The sequence below is a fragment of the Burkholderia sp. MSHR3999 genome (genome assembly GCF_000833595.1).
GTDB lineage: Bacteria > Pseudomonadota > Gammaproteobacteria > Burkholderiales > Burkholderiaceae > Burkholderia > Burkholderia ubonensis.
Map to the genome: position 1 here is coordinate 295,988 of NZ_JRFO01000007.1, position 22,273 is coordinate 318,260.

The 22,273-nt window shown below is 68.7% G+C and carries 21 protein-coding genes and 1 pseudogene; 14 read left to right on the forward strand and 8 right to left on the reverse strand.

What is annotated here, in order from left to right:
• Positions 1 to 166 precede the first annotated feature (166 nt).
• Complete coding sequence (locus KY49_RS24910; protein WP_042587134.1) at positions 167 to 1,189, forward strand: ABC transporter substrate-binding protein; 1,023 nt, start codon at positions 167 to 169, stop codon at positions 1,187 to 1,189.
• A 45-nt stretch (positions 1,190 to 1,234) separates the two neighbouring features.
• Positions 1,235 to 2,545 (forward strand): MFS transporter, encoded by a 1,311-nt coding sequence (locus tag KY49_RS24915; RefSeq protein ID WP_042587135.1) that lies wholly within the window; start codon positions 1,235 to 1,237, stop codon positions 2,543 to 2,545.
• Positions 2,546 to 2,637: 92 nt separating this feature from the next.
• Here KY49_RS24915 and KY49_RS24920 read toward each other — a convergent pair whose 3' ends face one another.
• Together KY49_RS24920 and KY49_RS24925 are read right to left on the reverse strand one after the other, a co-directional pair.
• Entirely contained in the window at positions 2,638 to 4,461 is a 1,824-nt protein-coding gene (locus tag KY49_RS24920) for a sensor histidine kinase (RefSeq protein WP_082062438.1), read from the reverse strand.
• Complete coding sequence (locus KY49_RS24925) at positions 4,458 to 5,105, reverse strand: response regulator (RefSeq protein WP_042587136.1); 648 nt, start codon at positions 5,103 to 5,105, stop codon at positions 4,458 to 4,460. The genes KY49_RS24920 and KY49_RS24925 overlap by 4 nt, the downstream gene beginning before the upstream one ends.
• A gap of 323 nt (positions 5,106 to 5,428) precedes the next feature.
• Between KY49_RS24925 and KY49_RS24930 the strand changes: the two genes are divergently transcribed.
• Together KY49_RS24930 and KY49_RS24935 are read left to right on the forward strand one after the other, a co-directional pair.
• A complete protein-coding gene (locus KY49_RS24930) occupies positions 5,429 to 5,881 on the forward strand; it encodes a hypothetical protein (protein ID WP_042587137.1) in 453 nt (150 codons plus the stop codon).
• 98 nt (positions 5,882 to 5,979) lie between these two features.
• Positions 5,980 to 7,995: an LssY C-terminal domain-containing protein gene (locus tag KY49_RS24935; RefSeq protein WP_042587138.1), complete on the forward strand. Its 2,016-nt coding sequence runs from the start codon at positions 5,980 to 5,982 to the stop codon at positions 7,993 to 7,995.
• 13 nt (positions 7,996 to 8,008) lie between these two features.
• Here KY49_RS24935 and KY49_RS24940 read toward each other — a convergent pair whose 3' ends face one another.
• Both KY49_RS24940 and KY49_RS24945 read right to left on the reverse strand, forming a co-directional pair.
• Entirely contained in the window at positions 8,009 to 8,338 is a 330-nt protein-coding gene (locus KY49_RS24940; protein WP_042587139.1) for a helix-turn-helix domain-containing transcriptional regulator, read from the reverse strand.
• Positions 8,335 to 8,667 carry a type II toxin-antitoxin system RelE/ParE family toxin gene (locus KY49_RS24945; protein ID WP_042587140.1) on the reverse strand — a complete coding sequence of 111 codons (333 nt, stop codon included), beginning with the start codon at positions 8,665 to 8,667 and terminating at the stop codon, positions 8,335 to 8,337. The genes KY49_RS24940 and KY49_RS24945 overlap by 4 nt, the downstream gene beginning before the upstream one ends.
• 349 nt (positions 8,668 to 9,016) lie before the next feature.
• On the opposite strand from KY49_RS24945, the pseudogene KY49_RS36240 reads away from it, so the two are divergent.
• Both KY49_RS36240 and KY49_RS24960 read left to right on the forward strand, forming a co-directional pair.
• Positions 9,017 to 9,259: pseudogene (locus KY49_RS36240) on the forward strand (AraC family transcriptional regulator); the annotation flags it as partial.
• A gap of 290 nt (positions 9,260 to 9,549) precedes the next feature.
• Positions 9,550 to 10,452: a hypothetical protein gene (locus KY49_RS24960; RefSeq protein WP_042587143.1), complete on the forward strand. Its 903-nt coding sequence runs from the start codon at positions 9,550 to 9,552 to the stop codon at positions 10,450 to 10,452.
• 38 nt (positions 10,453 to 10,490) lie between these two features.
• On the opposite strand, the gene KY49_RS24965 is transcribed toward KY49_RS24960, so the two are convergent.
• Positions 10,491 to 11,423, reverse strand: coding sequence for a LysR family transcriptional regulator (locus tag KY49_RS24965; RefSeq protein WP_042587144.1), 933 nt, complete (start codon positions 11,421 to 11,423; stop codon positions 10,491 to 10,493).
• 125 nt (positions 11,424 to 11,548) lie between these two features.
• Here KY49_RS24965 and KY49_RS24970 point away from each other — a divergent pair, with 125 nt between their 5' ends.
• The 8 genes from KY49_RS24970 to KY49_RS25005 all read left to right on the forward strand — a co-directional run bounded on the left by KY49_RS24970 (position 11,549) and on the right by KY49_RS25005 (position 20,297).
• The gene (locus tag KY49_RS24970) at positions 11,549 to 12,634 is read left to right on the forward strand and encodes a 4-hydroxythreonine-4-phosphate dehydrogenase PdxA (RefSeq protein ID WP_042587145.1); all 1,086 of its coding nucleotides are present in this window, start codon (positions 11,549 to 11,551) and stop codon (positions 12,632 to 12,634) included.
• A 41-nt stretch (positions 12,635 to 12,675) separates the two neighbouring features.
• Positions 12,676 to 13,848: an L-rhamnonate dehydratase gene (locus KY49_RS24975; RefSeq protein ID WP_042587146.1), complete on the forward strand. Its 1,173-nt coding sequence runs from the start codon at positions 12,676 to 12,678 to the stop codon at positions 13,846 to 13,848.
• A gap of 2 nt (positions 13,849 to 13,850) precedes the next feature.
• Positions 13,851 to 14,768, forward strand: a complete 918-nt coding sequence (locus tag KY49_RS24980; protein ID WP_042587147.1) for a dihydrodipicolinate synthase family protein — start codon at positions 13,851 to 13,853, stop codon at positions 14,766 to 14,768.
• 75 nt (positions 14,769 to 14,843) lie between these two features.
• Complete coding sequence (locus tag KY49_RS24985) at positions 14,844 to 16,142, forward strand: MFS transporter (RefSeq protein ID WP_042587148.1); 1,299 nt, start codon at positions 14,844 to 14,846, stop codon at positions 16,140 to 16,142.
• An 82-nt stretch (positions 16,143 to 16,224) separates the two neighbouring features.
• Complete coding sequence (locus KY49_RS24990; protein WP_042588713.1) at positions 16,225 to 17,172, forward strand: YncE family protein; 948 nt, start codon at positions 16,225 to 16,227, stop codon at positions 17,170 to 17,172.
• Positions 17,150 to 18,133 carry an amidohydrolase family protein gene (locus KY49_RS24995; protein ID WP_156162604.1) on the forward strand — a complete coding sequence of 328 codons (984 nt, stop codon included), beginning with the start codon at positions 17,150 to 17,152 and terminating at the stop codon, positions 18,131 to 18,133. Before KY49_RS24990 ends, KY49_RS24995 begins: the two co-directional genes overlap by 23 nt.
• Positions 18,133 to 19,713 carry an aldehyde dehydrogenase (NADP(+)) gene (locus tag KY49_RS25000; RefSeq protein WP_042588714.1) on the forward strand — a complete coding sequence of 527 codons (1,581 nt, stop codon included), beginning with the start codon at positions 18,133 to 18,135 and terminating at the stop codon, positions 19,711 to 19,713. Before KY49_RS24995 ends, KY49_RS25000 begins: the two co-directional genes overlap by 1 nt.
• An 86-nt stretch (positions 19,714 to 19,799) precedes the next feature.
• Positions 19,800 to 20,297: a GNAT family N-acetyltransferase gene (locus tag KY49_RS25005; protein WP_042587150.1), complete on the forward strand. Its 498-nt coding sequence runs from the start codon at positions 19,800 to 19,802 to the stop codon at positions 20,295 to 20,297.
• Between the two features lie 13 nt (positions 20,298 to 20,310).
• Here the strand turns inward: KY49_RS25005 and KY49_RS25010 are convergent, their stop codons facing one another.
• From KY49_RS25010 to KY49_RS25020, 3 genes are all read right to left on the reverse strand, one after another.
• Positions 20,311 to 21,264 (reverse strand): leucyl aminopeptidase (aminopeptidase T), encoded by a 954-nt coding sequence (locus KY49_RS25010; RefSeq protein ID WP_042587151.1) that lies wholly within the window; start codon positions 21,262 to 21,264, stop codon positions 20,311 to 20,313.
• Positions 21,265 to 21,322: 58 nt separating this feature from the next.
• Positions 21,323 to 21,445, reverse strand: coding sequence for a hypothetical protein (locus KY49_RS39045; RefSeq protein ID WP_042587152.1), 123 nt, complete (start codon positions 21,443 to 21,445; stop codon positions 21,323 to 21,325).
• A 372-nt stretch (positions 21,446 to 21,817) separates the two neighbouring features.
• A complete protein-coding gene (locus KY49_RS25020; protein ID WP_042587153.1) occupies positions 21,818 to 22,249 on the reverse strand; it encodes an acetyltransferase in 432 nt (143 codons plus the stop codon).
• Positions 22,250 to 22,273: the final 24 nt, after the last annotated feature.

Below are 22,273 nucleotides of genomic sequence, written 5' to 3' on the forward strand. Positions count from 1 at the left end.
GCCGTCCTGCCGATTCACTGGGTTACGGGTTTTCCCGGGGAGGGGATGTCAGCATTTTCTCAGACTCGCTCGATAACCTGTGCGCAGCCGGGAATTGCAGAGACGGCATTAATACCAGAGGAGACGGCACCATGCAGCAGGCAATGAGCGAAGCGGGAGCCCCCGCATGACGTCGTCGCCGCGCCGCCGCGCGCTCGTCGCCGCCGGGCTCGGCGCGGCGCTCGCGCCGTCGCTCGTGCTGCCGAAGCCGCGCACGGTGCGGATCTCGAAAGGCTACGGCGTGCTGTACCTGCCGCTGCTGGTGATGGAGCGGCAGCGGCTGTTCGAGCGGCACGCGGCGCGGCACGGCGTGCGCGACGTCAGCGTCGACTGGGTGCTGCTCGACGGCGGCAACTCGGTCAACGACGCGATGATGGCCGGCACGCTCGACTTCGCGGGCGCCGGCGCGCCGGGCTTCATCGAGCTGTGGGCGCGGGCGCGCGGGATTCCGAACGTCGAGGTGATCGGCATCAGCGGGCTGTCGACGACGTCGCTGTCGCTGAACGCGAACCGGCCCGGGCTTGCGTCGCTGCGCGACTTCACGCCGTCCGACCGGATCGCGGTGCCGGGCATCCGCACGTCGCTGTCGGCGGTCGTGCTGCAGATGGTCGCGGGCAAGCTGCTGGGCCAGCGGCATTTCGCGCAGCTCGATTCGATCACCGTGAATCTCCCGCACCCGCAGGCGATGCAGGCGCTGATCCGGCACGAGAACGGCGTCACCGCGCACTTCACGTCGCCGCCGTTCTCGACGCTCGAACTCCGGCAGCCGGGCATCCACCGCGTCGTCGGCTCGATCGACGTGCTCGGCCCGCTGACGCTCGACGTCGTGTTCGCGCCGAAGCGGCTCGTCGACGCGGAGCCCGCGCTCGCCGCCGCATTCCTCGGCGCGCTCGACGACGCGAACCGGCTGATCGCGCAGGACCCGCGCGCGGCGGCGGCGATCTATGCGTCGGCGTCGGCGTCGGGCGTCGGCGTGTCGCACGACGACGTGATGCAGATGCTCGCCGCGCCCGAGACGCGCTTCTCGGTGCGGCCGAACCAGCTGATGGACTACGTCGATTTTCTCTACATGGCCGGCACGATCAAGGCGAAGCCGCGCACGTGGCAGGAGATGTTCGTGCCGATGCTCGACGGCTTCCGGCCGTCGTAGGCGCAACCCCACACACTCACAACCGACACCCCGGAGGAGCAAGCAGTGAACGCCACCGAAACCCTGGACCCCGCGTCCGCCGAAGAGCGGCACGTCATGTCGAAGATGGCGCGGCGCCTGCTGCCCATCCTCGTCGTGATGTTCCTGATCGCGTTCATCGACCGGCAGAACGTCGGCTTCGCGAAACTGCAGATGGTGCACAGCCTCGGGATGACGGAGGCCGCGTTCGGTCTCGCGTCGTCGCTGTTCTTCATCGGCTACCTGCTGTTCGAGGTGCCGAGCACGCTCGCGCTGCATCGCTACGGCGCGCGGGTGTGGCTCGCGCGCATCATGCTGACGTGGGGGCTGATCACTGTGGCGATGGGCTTCGCGACGTCGATGCCGGTGTTCTGCGGGCTGCGCTTCGCGCTCGGCATCGCCGAGGCGGGCTTCTATCCGGGCGTCATCTACTACCTGACGCTGTGGTTCCCGCAAAGCTATCGCGCGAAGGTGCTCGGCATCTTCACGCTCGGCAGCGCGCTCGCCAACATGCTCGGCTCGCTGGTCGGCGGCTGGCTGCTGAGCCTGAACGGCGTGTGGGGGCTCGCGGGCTGGCAGTGGGTGTTCGTCGCGACGGGCATCCCGGCGGTGGCGGTCGCGATCGTCGTGTTCCGCGTGCTGCCCGCGTCGTATCGCGACGCGCGCTTCCTCGACGAGCGCGAGAAGCAGGTCGTCGCCGCCGCGCTCGAACGCGAGAAGCCGGCGCACGCCAAGCACGCGCAGCCGTGGAAGGCGCTGCTCGATCCGCGCGTGATGCTGTTCGCGGCAACCTACATGCTGATGTCGACGTCGCTGTACGGCGTCACGTACTGGCTGCCGACGCTCGTGAAGTCGTTCGGCGTGTCGAGCGGCATGAATGGTTTCCTCAGCATGCTGCCGTGGGCGCTCGCGGTGCTGCTGCTGCTCTGGCTGCCCGCGAAGCTGCGCCGCGCGAAGAGCATCCTGCGCACGATCGCGATCGTCGCGGCGCTCGGCGCGCTCGGCTTCCTGCTGAGCCTCGTGCTGCCGTCGACGCCGCTGCGCTTCGTCGCGCTCGTGCTCGGCGGCGCGTGCATTCCGCTGCTGTATCCGTGCTTCTGGTCGATGCCGCCGCGCTACTTCACCGGCGCGCGCGCGGCGGCGAGCGTCGCGGCGATCAACTCGATCGGCAACCTCGGCGGCTTCTTCAGCCAGAACCTGATGCCGTTCGCCGGCAAGGTCACCGGCACCGCGTTCGGGCCGATGATCGTGCCGATCGTGTGTCTCGCGTTGCTCGGCGTCGGCGCGCTCGTCGCGTGGACGCGCTCGGAGCGGGGGCTGGTGGCGGCGCGGGCGTGAGCGTGTGACGGCGGCGTGTCGGGCGGGGCGGTCCGGCATCAACGGGAAGACGACTACCACTGACCCGCTCACGCAGCGGCCCTGCGCTTCCGCTAACCCGTGTGCCCCGTGTGATGTTCGTCGGCCACGAACGTCGCGTGCGCGGGCTGCAACGGAATGTGGACGCCGATGGTCGTGCCCTTGCCGCGCGCGGTGTCGATCCGTAACGTTCCGCCGACCAGGTACGCGCGCTCGCGCAACCCGACGAGCCCGAACGAACCGGGCTTGCGCGGATCGCCGCGATCGAAGCCGGCGCCGTCGTCGCGGATCGTCAGCGCGATGCCGTCGTCGCCGCATACCAGCTCCACTTCGACCTGCGATGCGGCCGCATGGCGCGCGACGTTCGCCAGCGCTTCCTGCGCGATGCGGAACACGGCCGTCGCATACGGTTCCGCGAGGTTCTGCTCGGGCGGGTCGACGTGCAGCGTGCAGCCGATGCCGTGCCGCTGGCGGAAGTTCTGCACGAGCCACTGCATCGCCGCGGCGAAGCCGAGATCGTCGAGCATCAGCGGCCGGAGATCCGACGCGATGCGCCGCGTCGCGGCCACCGCGCCGCGCGCGAGCCCGTGCATCGCCGCGATCTTGCGCGCGAGCTGCGCGTCGTCCTGCGGCACGTGGTCGATCAGCCATTCGAGATCGTTCTTCAGCGTCGCGAGCGTCTGCGCGAGTTCGTCGTGCAGCTCGCGCGCGATGCGGCGCTGCTCCGCTTCGCGCGCGCTCGCGCTGATCGCCGAGATCTCCCGCAACTCCTCGCGCGACGCCTGCAAGGCCCGCTCCGCGCGCACGCGTTCCTCGACCTCGCGCCGCAGGTCGCGGTTCGACGCGCTCAACTGCGCGGTGCGCGCGGCGACGCGCTGCTCGAGGCGCTCGTTCGCGTCGTTCAGCTCCGCGGTCTTCTGCAGCACGAGCTGATGCTCGTGCCGTTCGCCGGCGAGCGCGCGCGCCGTGCGTGCATGCAGCCGGCCGTTCTCGAACAGCAGCGCGAACAGCACGAGGCTCGATGCGACGAGCCCGTATATGCGCCCCGCGTAGAAGCCGAGGTCGAAGCGCCCGTGATTCAGCATCGCCGACATGGCGATATCGAACAGCCACGCGACCGTGACGATCATCACCCACAGGTCGAGCACCGAATGGCTGCGCCGGCGCCGCCACATCAACGCGAGCGCGATCAGGTTCAGCGCCCAGACCGCCACGACCGGACTCTGCAGCGGCTCGATCATCCGGTTGCCGCGCATGACGCGCGGCAGGTAATCGTGCCCCGCGGTCGTGAACAGCGCGATCGCGCCAGTCGCGAGCGCGGTCGCGACGATGCAGCCCGCGATCGGGATCGCCGCGTGACGGACCGGCTTCGGCGGCGTGCGCGGGGCGTCGCGCAGCAGCGCGTAGCACGCGACCACGAGCGGGAAGCCGCCGTGCCAGAACACGTACAGCCACGCCGTCGTCTGTTCGCCCGCGTGCAGCAGGCCGGTCGGCGCGAACAGGCCCGGGAAGGTCAGCATGTGCACGCCGGCCATGAAGCCCGTGAACAGGTAGCCGGCCGCGAGCGCCAGCAGCGCCCGCTCGCGCAGGATCGCGTATTGGCCGAGCAGCAGGCCGGCCGTCACCATGTCATTGACGAGGATCGCCGTCTGGTAGACCGGGATGAAGCCCCACTCCTGCGCGAGCGGCATCTTCGCGAACGGCGCCAGCGCGACGAAGATCGCCGCCGATACGATCACGGTCGCGAGCGCGAGCTGGCGCTCGCGCCGCTCCGGCCGCAGCGACGACATGAACATGGGCGACGTGTCCGTATCGGCGTCGCGCGTCGCGGCTTCCGTCGGGGCGGGGGAGGTGTCCGGCCGCGGGGAGCCGGGCTGGGGCGTCACGGCGTGCGTCATGCGTCGTCCAGGTCGATGCCGAGGCCGTGGCGCACCGCATAGCGGATCAGCGCCGCGTCGTGCGGCAGGTCCATTTTTTCGAGAATGCGCATCTTGTAGGTGCTGACCGTCTTCGCGCTGAGGGCGAGCGCGCTCGCGATCTGCGTGACGGTCTGTCCCGCGACGATGCGGCGCATCACGTCGAATTCGCGCGTCGACAGCCGTTCGTGCGGCGGCGTCTCGACTGGCGCGTGCAGGGTCCGGGCAAGGCTCTCCGCCGCCGGCCGGCTCACGTAGACGCCGCCCGACGCCACCTTGCCGACCGCCGCGACCAGCTCGGCGGTTGCACTGTCCTTCGTCAGGTAGCCGGTCGCGCCGGCCTTGAACGCGCGCGCCGCGTATTGCTCCTCCGTGTGCATCGTGAGCACGAGCGTGCGCAGCGTCGGCGCGTGGGTCTTGATCAGCTTGAGAAGCTCGATGCCGGTCGGCGCGGGCATCGACAGGTCGAGCAGCAGCACGTCGGCCGCGCCGCGCTCGGCCAGCTCGAGCGTGGTCGAACCGTCAGAGGCTTCGCCGACGATTTCGAAACCGCCGGCCGTCTCGAGTATGTGACGCAGCCCGTCTCGCATGACTGCGTGGTCGTCGGCCAGTATCACCTTGATCATGGAGCGGTCCTCTTGGCGGGATGACGCTTCGGCGCGCGAGGGCGCGGTGTCGTGCGGACGGCATTGCTTGACGGCCGGGGCGCGAGACGCCCGCGCACCGGCCGTTGTTCTGATCAATATATTCCGCCTGACCGGAAAACGGTACACGTCGAAGAAACTTTCTGCGACACAACAGACGGAATCGGTACCAGAACTAAATGATCGGCGCGGCGGCGGCCTATTCATCTGATTAAATGCTGGGGCGGCGCCGAGCGGCACGGCCCGTGCCGGTTCGGGACTACACTGAATCTGATGCCGCCCCCATCTTTCGAGGAGAGTCATCGATGATCGATCTTGCCGCCATCCTGCCGGGCGCGCTGCCCGCCGCCGTCGCGTGGGCGGAAGCGCAGGCGGCCCGCGGGCTCGCGCAGGGCGAGCCGCTGACGCCGGCGCTCGCCGACGATGCGCGCTCGGTCGGCGTCGCGCAGCCGGAGCGGATCCGCGTCGTCAGCGCCGCGCAGTTGCCGTTTCCCGACGAGCCGGCGCTCGCCGAGCTCGCACGCGAAGCCGGGCTGCTGTCGCCGGGCACGATCGGCCTGACGCTCGGCCACGCGGTGTTCGTGCTGCAGGGGCACGGCACGCGCCGGCTCCTCACCCACGAATTCCGCCATGTGCACCAGTACGAAGCCGCCGGGTCGATCGGCGCGTTTCTCGCGCGCTATCTGCGCGAGATCGCGACGGTCGGCTACGACGCCGCGCCGCTCGAGGCGGATGCGCGGCGGCACGAGATCGGCTGACGCACGGGCGTGTACACCTTCATGACAGCCGCGACGGCGGCGAACGCCCGGCGTTGCCGGCGCATGCGTGGCGGGGTCACCCCCCGACAGGACAGGCGATGAGCGAAACGATCCATGCATGGCTCGGCGCCGTCGGCGCGCATCCGGCGCTCGTGCTCGTCATCGTGTTCGCGGCCGCGTGCGCCGAAGCGATCGCGCTGATCGGCACGGTGGTGCCGGCCGGCGCGGTGATGTTCGCGGCGGGTACGCTGATCGGCGCGGGCGCGCTCGACGGCTGGATCACGATCGGCGTCGCGGTCGCCGGCGCGGTCGTCGGCGACGGGATCAGCTACGAGCTTGGCCGGCACTACCACAGCGAGGTCCGGAAGTGGTGGGCGCGCAGGGGGCTCGCCGCATCGTACGAACGCGGCGAGCAGTTCGTGCTGCGCCACGGCATGAAGAGCATCGTGCTCGCACGCTTCCTCGCGCCGGTGCGCGCGGTCGTGCCGGTCGTGGTCGGCTGCGCGTCCCTGCCGCGCCGGTCGTTCTATCCGACGAACGTCGCGTCGGCGCTCGTGTGGGCGCCGGTGCATGTCGCGCCGGGCATCGCGTTCGGCGCGTCCGCCGCGCTGGCCGAGGCGGTCAGCACGCGAGTCGCCGCGATCCTGCTGGTCGTCGCCGCGCTGGTCGTGGCCGTGTGGTTCGGCGTGCGGGTCGCGCTGCGGCGCGGCGTGCCGCTGTTGCGCGGCGCGGCGGCCGCCGCGGTGCACGCGTGCGCGCATCGCTGGCCGGGCGTCGCCGTGCGGCTGCGCAGGCTGGTCGCCCGCGTGCGCCGGCTGCCGGGCGCGATCCTGTTGCTGGCGCTCCTGTTCGTCGGCAGCGTCTGGCTATTTGCCGGCGTCGTGCAGGACGTCGTCGCGAACGATCCGCTGATGCGCGCCGACACCGCGCTGTACGCGTTCCTGCAGAACCTGCGCACGCCGCCCGTCGACGCGGCGATGCGTGCAATCGCGGTGCTGAGCGGTCGCGACGTCGGCCTGATCGTCGCGGCAGCGTTCCTGGTCTGGCTGATGATCCACCGCTGCTGGCTGACGGCCGCGTGGTGGATCGCGGCGGTCGGCGTCGCGGTCGTGCTCGTGCCGCCGTTCGGCATCGCGCCGATCGGCGGCACGCCCGCGACCTTCGAGCCCGGCGGCGCGCACGCGCCGCTGCCGGACGCCGACGCGGCGTTCGCGATCCTCGCGACCGGCTGCATGGGCTGGGCGCTGACGCGCGGGCGCGCGGTGCTGTGGCGCAACGGCGTCGCGATGGCGATCATGCTGTGGATCGTGCTCGGCGGCTTCGCGCGGCTGTATCTCGGCAATGCGTGGCTGTCCGGGCTGCTCGGCGGCTGGAGCCTCGGGCTCGCGTGGTTCGCGTTGCTCGCCGGCGTCTATGCGTTCGGGCACGTGCGCGACGAGGTTCAGCCGAAGGGGGCACTCGTCGCCGTCGTCGTGGTGCTCGCGACGGCCGGCGTGTGGACGATTCCGGCGGCGTGGCGCGCCGACCGGGTCCAGCATGCACATGCCAGGGTGGTCGCAATGACGGTCGACCAGTGGATGGACGGCGGCTGGCAGTCCGTGCCGGCGCGGCGCACCGAAATCAGCGGCGATCGCGAGGAATTCCTGCCGCTGCAGTGGTGCGCGACGTCCGACACGCTCGACCGGCATCTCGCGCAGGCCGGCTGGCAGCGCGCGACGCCGTGGTCCGGGCAGACCGCGCTGCGCTGGCTGCTGCCGCAGACGCCGGCCGACGGGCTGCCGGTGCTGCCGCGCTATTCGCAGGGCGTGGATACGCGGCGGGTGTTCGTGCGCGTCGAGCCTGGACAGCCGAACCGCCGCCTCGTGCTGCGGCTGTGGCGCTATCCGTACGTGCTGCAGGATGCGCAAGGCACGCGGGCGCTGTGGTATGGCGCGCTGTATCGCGAGACGCTGCACCATCCGGCGGGGCTGATGACGATCGTGAGCAGCGCGACGATCGACCGCGCCGCGGACATCGCGCAGGCGCTCGCGGTCGACGCGAAGATCGTGCATCCGCCGGCCGGCGCAAGCTCGGCGCCCGCGGACGTGCTGTTGGTGTGGATGGCGATGCCGTGACCGCGTGCGTCGCTTACGGGCGCGCGTGCTGTTCCGGTTCGACGGAAAGGCGCAGGCCGACCGTCTTGAGCACGGCGATCAGGGTTTTCAGCGTCGGGTTGCCGTTGGGCGACAGCGCGCGATAGAGCGCTTCCCGGCTGATGCCGGCCTGCGCCGCGACGGTGCCGAGGCCGCCATAGGCTTCGGCGACTGTGCGCAGGGCGAGCAGGCCGCCTGCGCGGTTGTCGGGATCGTCGAGCGATGCCATGGCCGCCTTCAGGTATTCGACGGCGAGTTCGCGGTCTGCGCGCAGTTCGGCGAGTTCCGCGTCGTGGTGCGGCGCCGCGCCTTCGAGTTTGCTCATGATTGCCTCCGTTTCCATGCATGCCAGAGTGCCTTCGCGTAGCGGATGTCGGCAGTCTGGCTGTCCTTGTCGCCGCCGCTCAGCAGCAGCACCAGCGTGTCGCCGTGCCGGCCGCAATACATGCGGTATCCGGCGCCGACGTGGACGCGCAGTTCGATCACGCCTTCGCCGACCGGCCGGCAATCGCCGAAGTTGCCCATCTGGACCTGACGCAGGCGAACGCGAATCCGCGCCTGGGCGACCTTGTCGCGCACGGCAAGCAGCCATTCGGTAAACGGCTCGTGGCCGTCATCGCATCGATAGCGAAGGAGTTCGACGACAGGCGGCATTGTAACTTATAAACTACAAAAAGAAAAATGAAAGCGGAGCGGATTTCGCGGCTTGCCGGGCGGAATGACGGAGGGCGCATAGCGAGCCGCAACGAAAAAGGCGCTGCAGCCCGAGGGCATGCAGCGCCTTTCATTCGGAGTCTCGATCGATAAGCCAAGCGATGAAACCCGCTACCCGGACGAGATCGATTCTTTCATCCGGTACGGCCGGCCGCTATTGGCCGAGCGGGCAACGCGGCCAGGTTTTCGTCACGGCAACGCGACCACCCGTTCCTGCGCGAAGGCTGCGAGCGTGTGCAGCGCATCGCGCGCCGAGCGCAGGTGGAACACGTGCCAGCGCGCCGCGCGACTCGCCGAGCGGCGCGCGGATGTCGGCGCCGCGGCGATGATCCGCGATTGCCTGGGCTCGACGCCGGGTGCGCCGCCGTTTTCGCTCGAGGACATGGCGCGGCTGATGAACACCAGCGCGCGCAAGCTGAAGCGGCGGCTGCAGGACGAGGGCACGACGTTCCGCGCGCTGCTCGGCGAGTCGCGCGGCGCGATGGCCGAAGCGCTGCTCGGCGACGCGCGGCTGACGCTGACCGAGGTGGCGCTGGATAACGGGCGCGCCGGTTCGGCGCAATGGGGCCGGCGTGGGTATGGCCTGGACGTTAGAATAGTTTCGTTGTTGTTGACGGGGATGCCCCGAATTCACCGCAGGAGAGATGAGGTTCCCTCGGTTTTTCTCCTTCCAACGGTCCCGAGTTATGCGGCGGCGCGCCTCCTCGGATCGAATGCGGCGGCCGCCGGATACAGCGATAGGACCTTCCCTTGTGCTTGTCGGTCATCGACAGGATCACGTTGAGGACACCGCTACTTTGTCGCCCCTTTCGTCCCCCTCGAATGTCCAATCGCCAGAATATTTATGAGAGGTTCCACACTCCGAGCGACGAAGTTGCCGCGCGGGAAGTCGCGGCGATGAGCGATGAGGAGCACGCGCGCGCCAAGTCGGCTGGGATAGTGCATGTCCGAAGCTGGCTCGCCATTCTGCTGGCGCCGGTCGCAGTCGGGCCTTTGGTCCCGATGTTCGCGTATATGCTGGGTCTGCTTGCGTACCGCGGAATGATCGATCCGGCCTTTGATATTGATCGTGCTGTCGGCGAAACAGCCGTACCCGCAATATGGGTCACGGCTCTCTTCATTGCAGCCTGGATCGGCCTGAACTGGTGCATCGCGACGTATGGTACCCGACAGCGGTATTGGCGCGAAATGCCGTTCAACGGGAATGTCGAATTGGAGCGCCACACGCTACGTTCGGCAATCGTCGTGTGGTCGGACGACTACGATCCGGAACCCCTCTACGTCGAGGAATGGATCGACGGCAAGCTCAAATCCAGCCGGGCCGGAGTCAGGCAGTGGATCCTGGCCCGAACGTCCGTCGGTCATTGGCTGGTGCTGGATCATCGAATTGCGGTAGACAGTTGGTGCGGGCCGCCAACGTTCCCCTTGGAGACGAAACGATTGATCCCGGGGCGAGAACTGGCGATAGCATTTGCGCCACGCACCAATATCCGTATCGGATTGAGATTTAGCGGACCGGCAGCGCCATTGACCGTCACCTCCTATCTGCTGTCTCAAGCTGAATGTGAGCGTCTGGCCGAGGCGGCTCACCACTATGCTTTTTTTCCGCCGGACCAATATGGAGTCGTCGATCCCTCCGATGCGGACTGGGTTGGGGAACTCGCCGCCAGGGCATTGGAGAGCGAAGTGCCTGTCGACGTGGCGGCCGGACGAGCGTTGACGTAATCGTTGCGGGCTGCTTCAACGACGAATCGCTTGCCTCGTCAAGCCCCCGCCTCCCGATGAAACAACGCGAGAAACTGCTGTGCAGGAACGGAAAGCGGCCGATCCCGCCGCACGAGGCTCCCATACGACGGCAGCTTCTGCGCGAGCGTGTAGTCGACGATCGCAACCATCCCGTGCTCGGCATTCAATTCGGCGACCGTCCTCGGTATCACGCCGAGCATCGGCGAGCGATCGACGAGACTCATCGTCGTCAGGATCGAGCCGGTCTCGACCAGCCCGCGCGGCATCGGCTGGTGGTGCATCCGGAACTCGCGCTCGACGACTTCGCGCGCGGGGCTGCCGGTCGGCTGCAGGATCCACGCATAGTCGAGCAGCGCCGCGAACTCGACCGGCCCGCCGCCGACGAGCGGATGGTCGCGGCCGGCGACGATCGCGAGCGCTTCGTCGTCGACCGCGCGGAATTCGCAGTCGGCGCCGACGTTGCGCCCGATCACCACTTCGAGCACGCCTTCCTGAAGCTGCGGCATCAGCTTGTCGCTGGTGTCGACCGCGATGTCGATCGCGAGCAGCGGATAGCGTGACTTCAGCTGCACGAGCGCCTCGGTGAGCCGCCCGGGCGTCGCGGCCATGATGCTGCCGATCGCGAGCCGCCCGGCGCTGCCGAGCTGCAGTTCGGCCAGCTCGCGGTTGAGCGCCTCCATGCTGCCGCGGATTCCGCGGAAGTAGCCGAGCACCCGCTCGCCGGCCGGATTCAGCACGAGCCCGCGCCCGACGCGCTCGAACAGCGGCTGGCCGAGCGCATCCTCGAGCTCGCGCAGCATCTTGGTCGCGGCCGGCTGCGTGAGGCCGAGCCGGTCGGCCGCCGCACGCAGCGTCGAGCACTCCTCGACCGCCAGCAGCAGCGCGACCTGGCGCATCCGCAGCCGGTTCAGCAGTTGCGGCGTCGAATCCTTTCTGTCGATCGAACCCAATTCGATTACCCCAGGTTATCAATTCATCAAGAGTTTTCAATTTACCGGCGTGTCCCGTCTACCTAGCATGAACCCCACATGACGAACGGCCGCTTTCCGGCCAGAGGCAGAGACAGGAGACGAACATGCAGACGAATTCGGCGATTCCGGCACACGGCCCGGCGCGCGCGGCAGACCCGGCATTGCCGGTCGTCGCGCTGACGCTCGGCGACCCGGCCGGCATCGGCCCCGAGCTGATCGCGAAGCTGCTTGCGCGCCCCGATGCCGTGACGCACGCCAATCTCGTGCTGTTCGGCGACCGCTGGCTGTGGGAAGCCGGCCAGCGCACCGCGGGCGTGCAGGTCGACGTCGAGCCGGTCGCGTCGCTCGCCGACGTGCGCGACCGGCCGTCCGTCGCGCGGCCCGCGTTCGTCGCGATCGATACCGTCGATCCCGCGCAGGTGACGCTCGCTCAGGCCGGCCCGGCAGGCGGCCGCTCGGTGCTCGACGTGCTGAACCGCTGCATGGACGCGGCGCTGGCCGGCGACGTCGACGCGATCTGCTTCGCGCCGCTCAACAAGCATGCGATGAAGCTCGGCGGCCTCGCGCACGACGACGAGCTGCACCACTTCGCCGACTACCTCGGCGTGACCGGCTACTTCTGCGAATTCAACACGTTGGGCGAACTGTGGACCGCGCGGATCTCGTCGCACATCCCGCTGAAGGACGCCGCGCGCTACCTGTCCGTCGAGCGGATCGAACAGGCATCCGAACTGATTTACCGGTCGCTGCTCGCGAACGGCGTCGCGGCGCCGAAGGTCGCGATCGCGGCGTTCAACCCGCACGGCGGCGACGGCGGCATGTGCGGCCGCGAGGAGATCGACGTGATCGCGCCGGCCGTGCGCGCATTGCAGGCGCGCGAATGGCCGACCGACGCGCCGTTCCACGGCCCCTTCCCGGCCGACACGATCTTCCTGAAGGCGCAGGCCGGCGACTACCAGGCGATCGTCACGATGTACCACGACCAGGGGCAGATCGCGATCAAGCTGCTCGGCTTCTCGCGCGGCGTGACCGTGCAGGGCGGGCTGCCGGTGCCGATCACGACGCCCGCGCACGGCACCGCGTACGACATCGCGGGGCGCGGCGCGGCCGACGTCGGCGCGACCTGGCAGGCGCTGCAGATCGCGTGCCGGATGGGCGCCGCGCATCGCCGGCAGACCACCTCCGCGTGACGGCCCACCGGAAACGAAACCGAAAATCAGGAGACGACACAATGAAGATCAAGGCTGTGCGCGCCCGCGTGTACCAGTGGAAAGGCAAGACCGTGCCGCCACAGGGCAATTTCTGCTCGAACGCGATGGACCTGCTGTACGCGCCGCAGGAAACGATGAGCACGTTCCGCTTCCATTCATGGACGGTCGTCGAGGTCGAAACCGACGACGGCATCGTCGGCCTCGGCAACGTCGCGCTCGCGCCGCACGTCGCGAAGGCGATCGTCGACCAGTACCTCGCGCCGCTCGTGATCGGCCAGGACCCTTGGGACTACGAATACCTGAACCAGCGGATGTACCGGGCAACCCACGCGTGGGGCCGCAAGGGCGTCGGCATGGCGGCGATCTCGGCGGTCGACATCGCGATCTGGGACATCCTCGGCAAGAGCGTCGGCAAGCCGGTGTTCAAGCTGCTCGGCGGCCGCACGAAGGAGAAGATTCCCTGCTACTACTCGAAGCTGTACCGCACCGACCTGAACGAGATGCAGGCGGAAGCGCAGCGCTATCTCGACGAAGGCTTCCGCGCGTTCAAGATGCGCTTCGGCTACGGGCCCGCGCACGGGCAGCAGGGCGTCGTCGAGAACCTGAAGTCGGTCGCGGCGATCCGCGAGGTGATCGGCGACGACAACGACCTGATGCTCGAGTGCTACATGGGCTGGAACCTCGAGTACGCGAAGCGCATCCTGCCGAAGCTCGAGAAGTACCAGCCGCGCTGGCTCGAAGAGCCGGTGATCGCCGACGACATCGACGGCTACGCGGAGCTGAACCGGCTGACGAGCATTCCGATCTCGGGCGGCGAGCACGAGTTCTCGCTGTACGGCTTCAAGCAGCTACTGGATCGCAAGGCGGTGTCGGTCGTCCAGTACGACACGAACCGCGTCGGCGGCATCACGATGGCGCACAAGATCAACGCGCTGTGCGAGGCGTACAGCGTGCCGGTGATCCCGCACGCGGGCCAGATGCACAACTACCATCTGACGATGAGCACGCTCGCGTCGCCGATGAGCGAGTACTTCCCGATGTTCGACGTCGAGGTCGGCAACGAGCTGTTCTATTACATCTTCGACGGCGAGCCGGTGGCCGAGAATGGCTTCCTGCAGCTGCGCGACGACGTGCCCGGCCTCGGCCTCACGCTGAAGACCGAGTTCCTCGACCAGTTCGACATCGTGGAGTGACCATGCGCGCACGTTACCAGGGCGTCTTTCCGGTGGCGCCGACGATCTTCACCGAGGACGGCGCGCTCGACCTCGACGGCCAGCGCCGCGCGATCGACTTCATGATCGACGCGGGCTCGCACGGCATCTGCATCCTCGCGAACTACTCGGAGCAGTTCGCGCTCGGCGACGACGAACGCGACCTGCTGACCCGCACCGTGCTGGAGCGCGTCGCCGGCCGCGTGCCGGTGATCGTCACGACGTCGCATTTCAGCGCGCGGATCTGCGCGGAACGCAACCGGCGCGCGCGGGCCATGGGCGCGTCGATGGTGATGGTGATGCCGCCGTATCACGGCGCGACGTTCCGCGTGCCGGAGGCGTCGATCCACGCGTTCTTCCGCGACGTGAGCGACGGGCTCGACATTCCGCTGATGATTCAGGACGCGCCGGCGAGCGGCACGACGCTGCCGGTCGACTGCCTCGCCCGGCTCGCGCGCGAGATCGACGCGGTGTCGTACTTCAAGATCGAGACGCCCGGCGCGGCGGCGAAGCTGCGCGAGCTGATCCGCGTCGGCGGCGACGCGATCGAAGGGCCGTGGGACGGCGAGGAGGGCATCACGCTGCTGGCCGATCTCGATGCGGGCGCGACGGGCGCGATGACGGGCGGCGGCTATCCGGACGGGATTCGCCGGATCACCGACGCGTATTTCGCCGGCCGCCGCGACGAGGCGTGCGAGCAGTATGCGCGCTGGCTGCCGCTGATCAACTACGAGAACCGGCAGGCGGGCTTTCTCGCGGCGAAGGCGCTGATGAAGGCCGGCGGCGTGATCGCGTGTGACAGGCCGCGCGCGCCGTGGCCCGACCTGCATCCGGACACGCGCGCCGGGCTGCTCGACGCGGCGCGGCGGCTCGATCCGCTCGTGCTGCGCTGGGGGCGGTAGGCGCGCGGCGAAACGACACGATGACGCAAGGCCCGCGAGAAGGCCGCGTCCACGCAGACAAATATTGGAGACACCATGACCACCCTGAACCAGGCGAGCCCGGCCTACGACGCCGACGTCGCCGCCCCCGTTCCGCGCCGCCGCTGGCTGCGCGTGATTCCGCCGCTCCTGATGGCGTGCATCATCTCGTACATGGACCGCGTGAACATCGCGTTCGCGATGCCCGGCGGGATGAACGCCGACCTCGGCATCGGCGCGAGCATGGCCGGCCTCGCGGGCGGCATCTTCTTCTTCGGCTACCTGTTCCTGCAGATTCCGGGCGGCCGGCTCGCGGCGCTCGGCGGCGGCAAGAAGTTCATCGCGTGGTCGCTCGTGAGCTGGGCCGTGCTGTCGGCGCTGACGGGGCTCGTCACCGAAGCGTGGCAACTGCTGGCGCTGCGCTTCCTGCTCGGCGTCGCCGAAGGCGGGATGCTGCCCGTCGTGCTGACGATGGTCAGCAACTGGTTTCCCGATCGCGAGCGCGGGCGCGCGAACGCGATGGTCATCATGTTCGTGCCGCTCGCCGGGATGATCACCGCGCCGCTGTCCGGCTACATCCTCGCGACCTACGACTGGCGCCACCTGTTCTACGGCGCGGGGCTGCTGTCGCTCGCGTTCCTCGCGATCTGGCTGCCGTTCGCGGACGACAGCCCCGAGACCGCGCGCTGGATCTCGCCGCGCGAGAAGGCGTACATCGCCGAGGCGCTCGCCGCCGAGCGGGAAGCCGCGCGCATGAGCGAGCGGAAGACCGCGGCGTCGTTCGGCGCGCTGCTGCGCGACGGGACGATCTGGCGGCTCGTGCTGATCAACTTCTGCTACCAGGTCGGCATCTACGGCTATACGCTGTGGTTGCCCACGCTCCTGAAAAACCTCACCCACGGCGGGATGGCGCAGGTCGGGATGCTGGCGATCCTGCCGTACGTCGGCACGATGCTCGGGATGAGCGCGACGTCGTATTTGTCGGACAAGACCGGCCGGCGGCGGCTGTTCATCGTGCTGCCGCTGCTCGGCTTCGCCGCCTGCCTGTTCCTGTCGGTGCGGTTCCAGGCGACGATGGTGGTGTCGTACGCATTCCTGATCGGCTGCGGATTTTTCCTGCAGGCGGCGGCCGGCGTGTTCTGGGCGATTCCGCCGAAGCTGTGCAGCGTCGAGACGGCCGGCAGCGCACGCGGCCTGATCAATGCGCTCGGTAATCTCGGCGGGTTCTGCGGCCCGTATGCGGTCGGCGTGCTGACCCAGCACGTGAGCACGGCGGCCGGCGTGTACAGCCTCGCGGGCGCGCTCGCGGTGGCCGGGCTGCTGACGTTCACGCTGCCGAAGCGCTGCGAGGCGTGAGCGCGCGCGACATGCGCTTTATTTCGCCGCGGCGACTTCCATGCGCCGCGGCGGCAAGATCGAAGGACGGAGACTCATCACCATGAACGACATCCTGCTGCTGGTCCAGAAATGCGCGCACACCTTCAGCTTCTACGACCTCGAAACGCGGGCCGCGCTCAAGCACATCGTGCTGCCGAACTTCCCGCATGAATTCACCGTGGACGCGAACGACCGCTACGCGTACGTCGGCATCTTCGGGATCGAGACCGCGTGGACACGCGGCCACGAAGGCGATCACCGGATCGCCGAGATCGACCTCGTCGAACGCACGCATACGCGCATGCTCGACCTGTGGCCGTATTACCGGCCGCACGGGATGGCGAGCGATCGCGAAGGCCGCCTGTACGCGATGAGCGAGGCGCACGACATGCTGCTCGTGTTCGATCGTCCGACGGAGCAGGCGGTGCCGAACCTGGCGGTGCCGTCCGGCGGCGTGAAGACCCATCTCGTCACGCTGACGCGCGACGCGAGCCGCGCATACGGCGTGCACCTGCTGTCTAACACGGTCACGCAGTTCCACCCGCGCGACGCGACGGTCGCACCGCGCGCGGTGATGCCGGGGCCGTGCCCGGAGGGCAACGCGCTGTCGAGCGACGAGCGCACGCTGTACGTCGCGAACCGCGGCGACGACACGCTGGTCGCGATCGACACCGAAACGATGACGTGCGGCCGCCGCGTGAAGACGCGCAGCGATCCGAACCGCATCTACCGTGCAAGCGCGCCGGACGGCCGCGACCTGCTGCTGCTGACCAATTCGGGCGAGCAGTCGATCTCCGTGTTCGATGCGCAGCAGCTCGAGGAGATCGAGCGCGTGGCATTGCCCGCGAACCCGACCGCGCTGTCGTTCCATCCGTCGCGGCGCGCGGCCTACGTGTCGTTCCAGGACGACTACGTGCGCGAGCTCGATCTCGACGCGTGGCGCTTCGTCGGCGCGATGCCGACGCTGCGCGAGCCGGATGCGTCGTATGTGCTCGCCGGCCCGCGCTGACATGCGCGGGGAGTGCATCCTGGACGGCATGCCCGATGCGCTCGTCGACGCGCATCACCACCTGTGGCGGCTCGATGCGGGCGCGCACTATCCGTGGCTGCAGGATCGGTACGATCCGTCGCGCTTCATCCTCGGCGACTACGCGGCGCTGTGCCGCGATTTCGACGTGGACGACTACCGGCGCGCAGCGCAACGCGCGCCGCTCGTCGCGAGCGTGCATGTGGAGGCCGAGCGCGCGCACGACGAGGCGCTGGCGGAGACGCGCTGGCTGCACGACGTCGCGGCCGCGCACGGGCTGCCGTCGGCTGTCGTCGCGTGGGTCGACCTGCTCGCCGACGACGCGGCGCAACGGCTCGCCGAGCAGGCCGCATGGCCGCGGGTGCGCGGCGTGCGCTTCAAGCCGTGCACCGCGCCGGCGCCGGATGCGACGGCCGATGGCCCCGGTACATTGCGTGATCCGCGCTGGCCCGCCGCGCTTGAACGGCTCGCCGCGCACGGCCTATGCTGGGATCTGCGGGTGCCGTTCTGGCATCTCGGCGATGCAGCAGCGATGCTCGCGGATGCGCCGGGCGTCGACGTGGTGCTCGAACATGCGGGGCTGCCGTGGGACCGCTCGGACGCGGGGCTCGCGCGATGGCGGCGCGGGATGGAAGCGCTGGCCGCGCTGCCGCGCGTATCGGTGAAGCTGTCCGAATTCGGGTTGCGCGACGCCGCGTGGAACGACGCCGAGAACCGGCGAATCATCCGCGACGCAATCGCGATCTTCGGCTGGGAGCGCTGCATGTTCGCGAGCAATTTCCCGGTGGCGGGGCTGCGGGTCACGTATCCCGCGTTGCTGCGCACCTTCGCGGACGCGCTGACGGACCTCGACGACACGGCGCGGCGCGCGATCTGGCATGACAACGCGATCCGGATCTACCGGATCGGCATGGACGAACAGCGAAAGCAGGCAGGTGAATGATGCAGATCACTGGAGAGATGTTGATCGGCGCTGCGTCGGTGCGCGGCACGGCAGGGACGCTGCGCGCGTTCGATCCGGCGCGCGGCGTCGAACTGGAACCCGAGTACGGCGCGGGCGACGCGGCGGACGTGGATCGTGCGTGCACGCTCGCGGCGGCGGCGTTCGATCCGTTTCGCGCGATGCCGCTCGACGTGCGCGCACGTTTTCTGGAGACGATCGCCGACAATCTCGTCGCGCTCGGCGACGTACTGATCGCGCGTGCGCACCAGGAATCGGCGCTGCCGGTCGCACGGCTCGAAGGCGAGCGCGCGCGCACGGTCGGCCAGCTCCGGCTGTTCGCGGCGCTGGTGCGCGACGGCCGCTGGCTCGACGCGACGCTCGATGCCGCGCTGCCGGACCGGCAGCCGCTGCCGCGTCCCGATCTGCGGCTGCAGAAGATTCCGGTCGGCCCGGTCGCGGTGTTCGGCGCGAGCAATTTCCCGCTCGCGTTCTCGGTGGCGGGCGGCGATACGGCGTCGGCGTTCGCGGCCGGCTGCCCGGTGGTCGTGAAGGCGCATCCCGCGCATCTCGGCACGTCGGAGCTCGTCGGGCGCGCGATCCGGCAGGCGGTCGCCGCGTGCGGCCTGCCGGAAGGCGTGTTCTCGCTCGTGATCGGCGCGGGCAACGCGATCGGCGAGGCGCTCGTCGCGCATCCGGCGATCAAGGCGGTCGGCTTCACCGGTTCGCGCGGCGGCGGGCTCGCGCTGATGCACATCGCCGCGCAGCGGCGCGAGCCGATTCCGGTCTACGCGGAAATGAGCAGCATCAATCCGAGCTTCGTGCTGCCCGGCGCGCTCGCGGCGCGCGGCGGCGAGATCGCGCGCGGCTTCGTCGAATCGCTGACGCTCGGCGTCGGCCAGTTCTGCACGAACCCGGGGCTCGTGGTCGTGCTCGACGGGCCGCACACGCCGGCGTTCATCGACGCGGCCGCGCAGGCGCTCGGCCGGAAGGGCGCGCAGACGATGCTGACGACGGGAATCGCGCAAGCCTACGCGCGCGGCGTCGCGCAGCGCGCGGCGGCGGACGGCGTGAGCGCGGTCGCGCAAGGCGCGCAGACTGGCGCGCAAGCGGCCGCGGTGCCCGCGCTGTTCGCGACGACGCAGCCCGCGTTCGTGTCGAACCCGCGGCTCGAGGACGAAATCTTCGGGCCGACGTCGCTGATCGTCACGTGCCGCGACATCGACGAGATGATCGACCTCGCCGAGCACGTCGAAGGGCAGCTGACCGCGACGCTGCATCTCGACCCGGACGACTACGCGCTCGCGCGCCGCCTGCTGCCGACGCTCGAGCGCAAGGCCGGGCGGATACTCGCGAACGGTTATCCGACCGGCGTCGAGGTCGCGCATGCGATGGTGCACGGCGGGCCGTTTCCGGCGACGTCGGATTCACGCACGACGTCGGTCGGCACGCTCGCGATCGAGCGCTTCCTGCGGCCGGTGTGCTACCAGGCGTTGCCGCAGGCGCTGCTGCCGGCGGCGTTGCAGGACGGCAATCCGCTCGGGGTGTGGCGACTGAAGGATGGGCGGTTCGGGAGGGAATGAGCGACGGTCGGTGAAGCCGGCGAGCGTGAACCGGGTCTAGAATCGACAGCGTTTCAACAACGCCATCCCCATTTTCGAGGAACCACATGCTCACGATTCGTCCGATGACCGAAGAGGATTTTGCGCTGTTCTGGCCGACTTACCGCGCAGTGGTCGCTGCGCAGGAAACCTACGCATTCGACCCCGCGCAGACCGAGGACGCCGCGCGCGCCCTGTGGCTCGACGCGCCGCTGTGCACCTGGGTCGCGGAAGAGGACGGCGTGCTGCTCGGCTCGTACTACCTGAAGGCGAACGCGGCGGGGCCCGGCAGCCACGTCTGCAACTGCGGCTACATGGTGAGCGAAGCGGCGCGCGGCCGCGGCGTCGCGCGCCGGATGTGCGAACACTCGCAGGAGGTCGCGCGCGAACGCGGCTTTCTCGCGATGCAGTTCAATTCGGTGGTGTCGACCAATGAAGCCGCGGTCGCGCTGTGGCAGAAGCTCGGGTTCGAGATCGTCGGCCGCCTGCCGCGCGCGTATCGCCACGCGCGGCTCGGGCTGGTCGACAGCCTCGTGATGTACAAGTGGCTGGGGGCGCGCGCATAGGCTTGCGCCGGCGTCACACGGCGAAGGCGCCGTCGAACACGATCCGGTCGTCGAGCGCCAGCTTGCCCTTCGCGAAGATCAGGTCGAGATGGTGGCTGCCTTGCGCGCCGCCGCCGAGGCCGAGATGCAGTCCCGGATGCCGCTCCTCGAAGCCGGCGTTGCGGCCGTACAGGCCCTTGATGCCGAGATTCGTGCCGATGCCGAATTCCTCGATCCGGCGGTGATTCTCGTGCCGGTCCAGGTAGGACGCGAAATCGCGCCGGAAGTCCGGATGCTCGCTGTCGAAATCGACGATCGTGCTGCCTTCGACATGCAGCGTCGCGAGCCGCTCCACGACCTTGTACTTGACCGCGAACGGCACGGTGCCGAGGAAGGTGCCGCTGAACACGATCGAGCCGCGCAGGTCGGTCACGTGCGTCGCGATCTCGCCGGGCACGACGTCGAGGTTGCCCATCCCGTCCACGCTGGTCCATTTCTGGTCCGGCGCGAGGGAGCCCGTCAGCCGGTTGCCGGCCTCGTCGACGAAATGGATCTGCGACGCGCGCGCGGCGGCGTCGATCAGCCGTTCGTTGCGCGCCGCGATGTCGTCGAGCGATTCCGCGAACGCTTCGTCGAGATGCGGGCCGTAGTCCTTGAACAGCACCGACTTGCTCCAGTGCTCGACGATCGCCGGCCGGATCGCCGCGAGGAACGGCGGGCCGCTCGGCGACGGCGTCGGCAGCGTGGACGAGTCGTACAGCAGCACGAACAGGTCGGCGCGGCCGATTGCCGCGACGATCTCGGCGGGCGGGGTGGTTTCGAGGCAGAGGGTCGTCGCGTCGAGCGACGCGGGCAGCGTGGAAAACGCGCGCAACGCGATGTCGCGATTGCGCGCGTCGTAGGCGACCAGCAGCTTGCCCTGGTCTGCGCGCGCGAGCTTGTCGCGCAGCGCGGGATGAAAGCCGAGCGCGCGGTGCAGGTTCAGCATGCGTGTCTCCGGAAGCGGCGGAAGGGGCGGCGCCCTTCCGCCTGGTCGAACGGCGCGCTTACAGCGGCCAGAGCGCGGTGCCGAACGGCACCACGGCATCCGCGACCATCATGTCGACGGCTTCCGGATGCGTGTCTTCCTGCATCCACTCGAGCAAGTCGATTTGCTGATTTTCCTGCATGTCAGTTCTCCTATTCGATGTATACGAGACCTTCTACACGGAAACACGGCGGGTTGGCCGCCACTGCCTGTGCGACATTTATTGTCGATGCCTTACAAGCGGAGTCGATATTAATTGACGATTTTGGCGAATGCAATCAGGCGCATTGTTTTTACCTGATGCGCACTAAACACGGGGAATTGGCCGTGATATCGGGCTACACGGCGCACGGGCGGGACGCATGAATCGATAAAACCGGAAAGGATTTTAATAAATTAATGGAAGAGGAATCCGGATAGGTAATTGGAATTGCCGATCATGATTTCAATTGGCCGAATCGTTTCGAATGATTGAATTCGTCAAGCCATCCCGCGGCGCCGGCTTGCCGATGAATCAATACGCCATGTGAATCAGCGGAAACGGCCGGCCGGCGGAATCCGTCGCCGAGCGTCCGACGTCCCGGAAGCCGTAGCGGCGATAGAACGCATGCGCGCCCGGGTTCTGCTCGTTGACGTCGACCGTCAGGCGCGCATGCTTCGCGCGGACATGATCGAGCAGGCGCGTGCCGACGCGCTGACCGAACCGCTCGGGATCGACGAACAGCATCTCGACCTGCGCGTCGTTCACGCCGATGAAGCCGGCGACGCGGCCGTCGTCGGCTTCGGCGACCCATACCGCGACGCTCGGCAGGTAGAGATCGCGAACCTGCGGGTAGAGCGCGGCGATGTCGTGTTCGGTGAGGAACGTGTGCGTGGCCTGCACGGCGCGGTGCCAGATGTCCAGCAGCGCGGGATTGTCCTCGGGGGTGCGTTCTCGGATCGTCATCGTCGTTGTAGTCAGGTTGAACGC

What these genes read in the sequence shown, in the direction of transcription:
- KY49_RS25005 (WP_042587150.1), top strand. Translation starts at nt 19,800, where the DNA reads ATGCTCACGATTCGTCCGATGACCGAAGAGGATTTTGCGCTGTTCTGG.
- KY49_RS24925 (WP_042587136.1), bottom strand. Translation starts at nt 5,105, where the DNA reads ATGATCAAGGTGATACTGGCCGACGACCACGCAGTCATGCGAGACGGG.
- KY49_RS24930 (WP_042587137.1), top strand. Translation starts at nt 5,429, where the DNA reads ATGATCGATCTTGCCGCCATCCTGCCGGGCGCGCTGCCCGCCGCCGTC.
- KY49_RS24995 (WP_156162604.1), top strand. Translation starts at nt 17,150, where the DNA reads ATGTGCTCGCCGGCCCGCGCTGACATGCGCGGGGAGTGCATCCTGGAC.
- KY49_RS24935 (WP_042587138.1), top strand. Translation starts at nt 5,980, where the DNA reads ATGAGCGAAACGATCCATGCATGGCTCGGCGCCGTCGGCGCGCATCCG.
- KY49_RS39045 (WP_042587152.1), bottom strand. Translation starts at nt 21,445, where the DNA reads ATGCAGGAAAATCAGCAAATCGACTTGCTCGAGTGGATGCAGGAAGAC.
- KY49_RS24990 (WP_042588713.1), top strand. Translation starts at nt 16,225, where the DNA reads ATGAACGACATCCTGCTGCTGGTCCAGAAATGCGCGCACACCTTCAGC.
- KY49_RS24960 (WP_042587143.1), top strand. Translation starts at nt 9,550, where the DNA reads ATGTCCAATCGCCAGAATATTTATGAGAGGTTCCACACTCCGAGCGAC.
- KY49_RS24980 (WP_042587147.1), top strand. Translation starts at nt 13,851, where the DNA reads ATGCGCGCACGTTACCAGGGCGTCTTTCCGGTGGCGCCGACGATCTTC.
- KY49_RS24970 (WP_042587145.1), top strand. Translation starts at nt 11,549, where the DNA reads ATGCAGACGAATTCGGCGATTCCGGCACACGGCCCGGCGCGCGCGGCA.
- KY49_RS24945 (WP_042587140.1), bottom strand. Translation starts at nt 8,667, where the DNA reads ATGCCGCCTGTCGTCGAACTCCTTCGCTATCGATGCGATGACGGCCAC.
- KY49_RS24920 (WP_082062438.1), bottom strand. Translation starts at nt 4,461, where the DNA reads ATGACGCACGCCGTGACGCCCCAGCCCGGCTCCCCGCGGCCGGACACC.
- KY49_RS24910 (WP_042587134.1), top strand. Translation starts at nt 167, where the DNA reads ATGACGTCGTCGCCGCGCCGCCGCGCGCTCGTCGCCGCCGGGCTCGGC.
- KY49_RS25020 (WP_042587153.1), bottom strand. Translation starts at nt 22,249, where the DNA reads ATGACGATCCGAGAACGCACCCCCGAGGACAATCCCGCGCTGCTGGAC.
- KY49_RS25000 (WP_042588714.1), top strand. Translation starts at nt 18,133, where the DNA reads ATGCAGATCACTGGAGAGATGTTGATCGGCGCTGCGTCGGTGCGCGGC.
- KY49_RS25010 (WP_042587151.1), bottom strand. Translation starts at nt 21,264, where the DNA reads ATGCTGAACCTGCACCGCGCGCTCGGCTTTCATCCCGCGCTGCGCGAC.
- KY49_RS24940 (WP_042587139.1), bottom strand. Translation starts at nt 8,338, where the DNA reads ATGAGCAAACTCGAAGGCGCGGCGCCGCACCACGACGCGGAACTCGCC.
- KY49_RS24985 (WP_042587148.1), top strand. Translation starts at nt 14,844, where the DNA reads ATGACCACCCTGAACCAGGCGAGCCCGGCCTACGACGCCGACGTCGCC.
- KY49_RS24975 (WP_042587146.1), top strand. Translation starts at nt 12,676, where the DNA reads ATGAAGATCAAGGCTGTGCGCGCCCGCGTGTACCAGTGGAAAGGCAAG.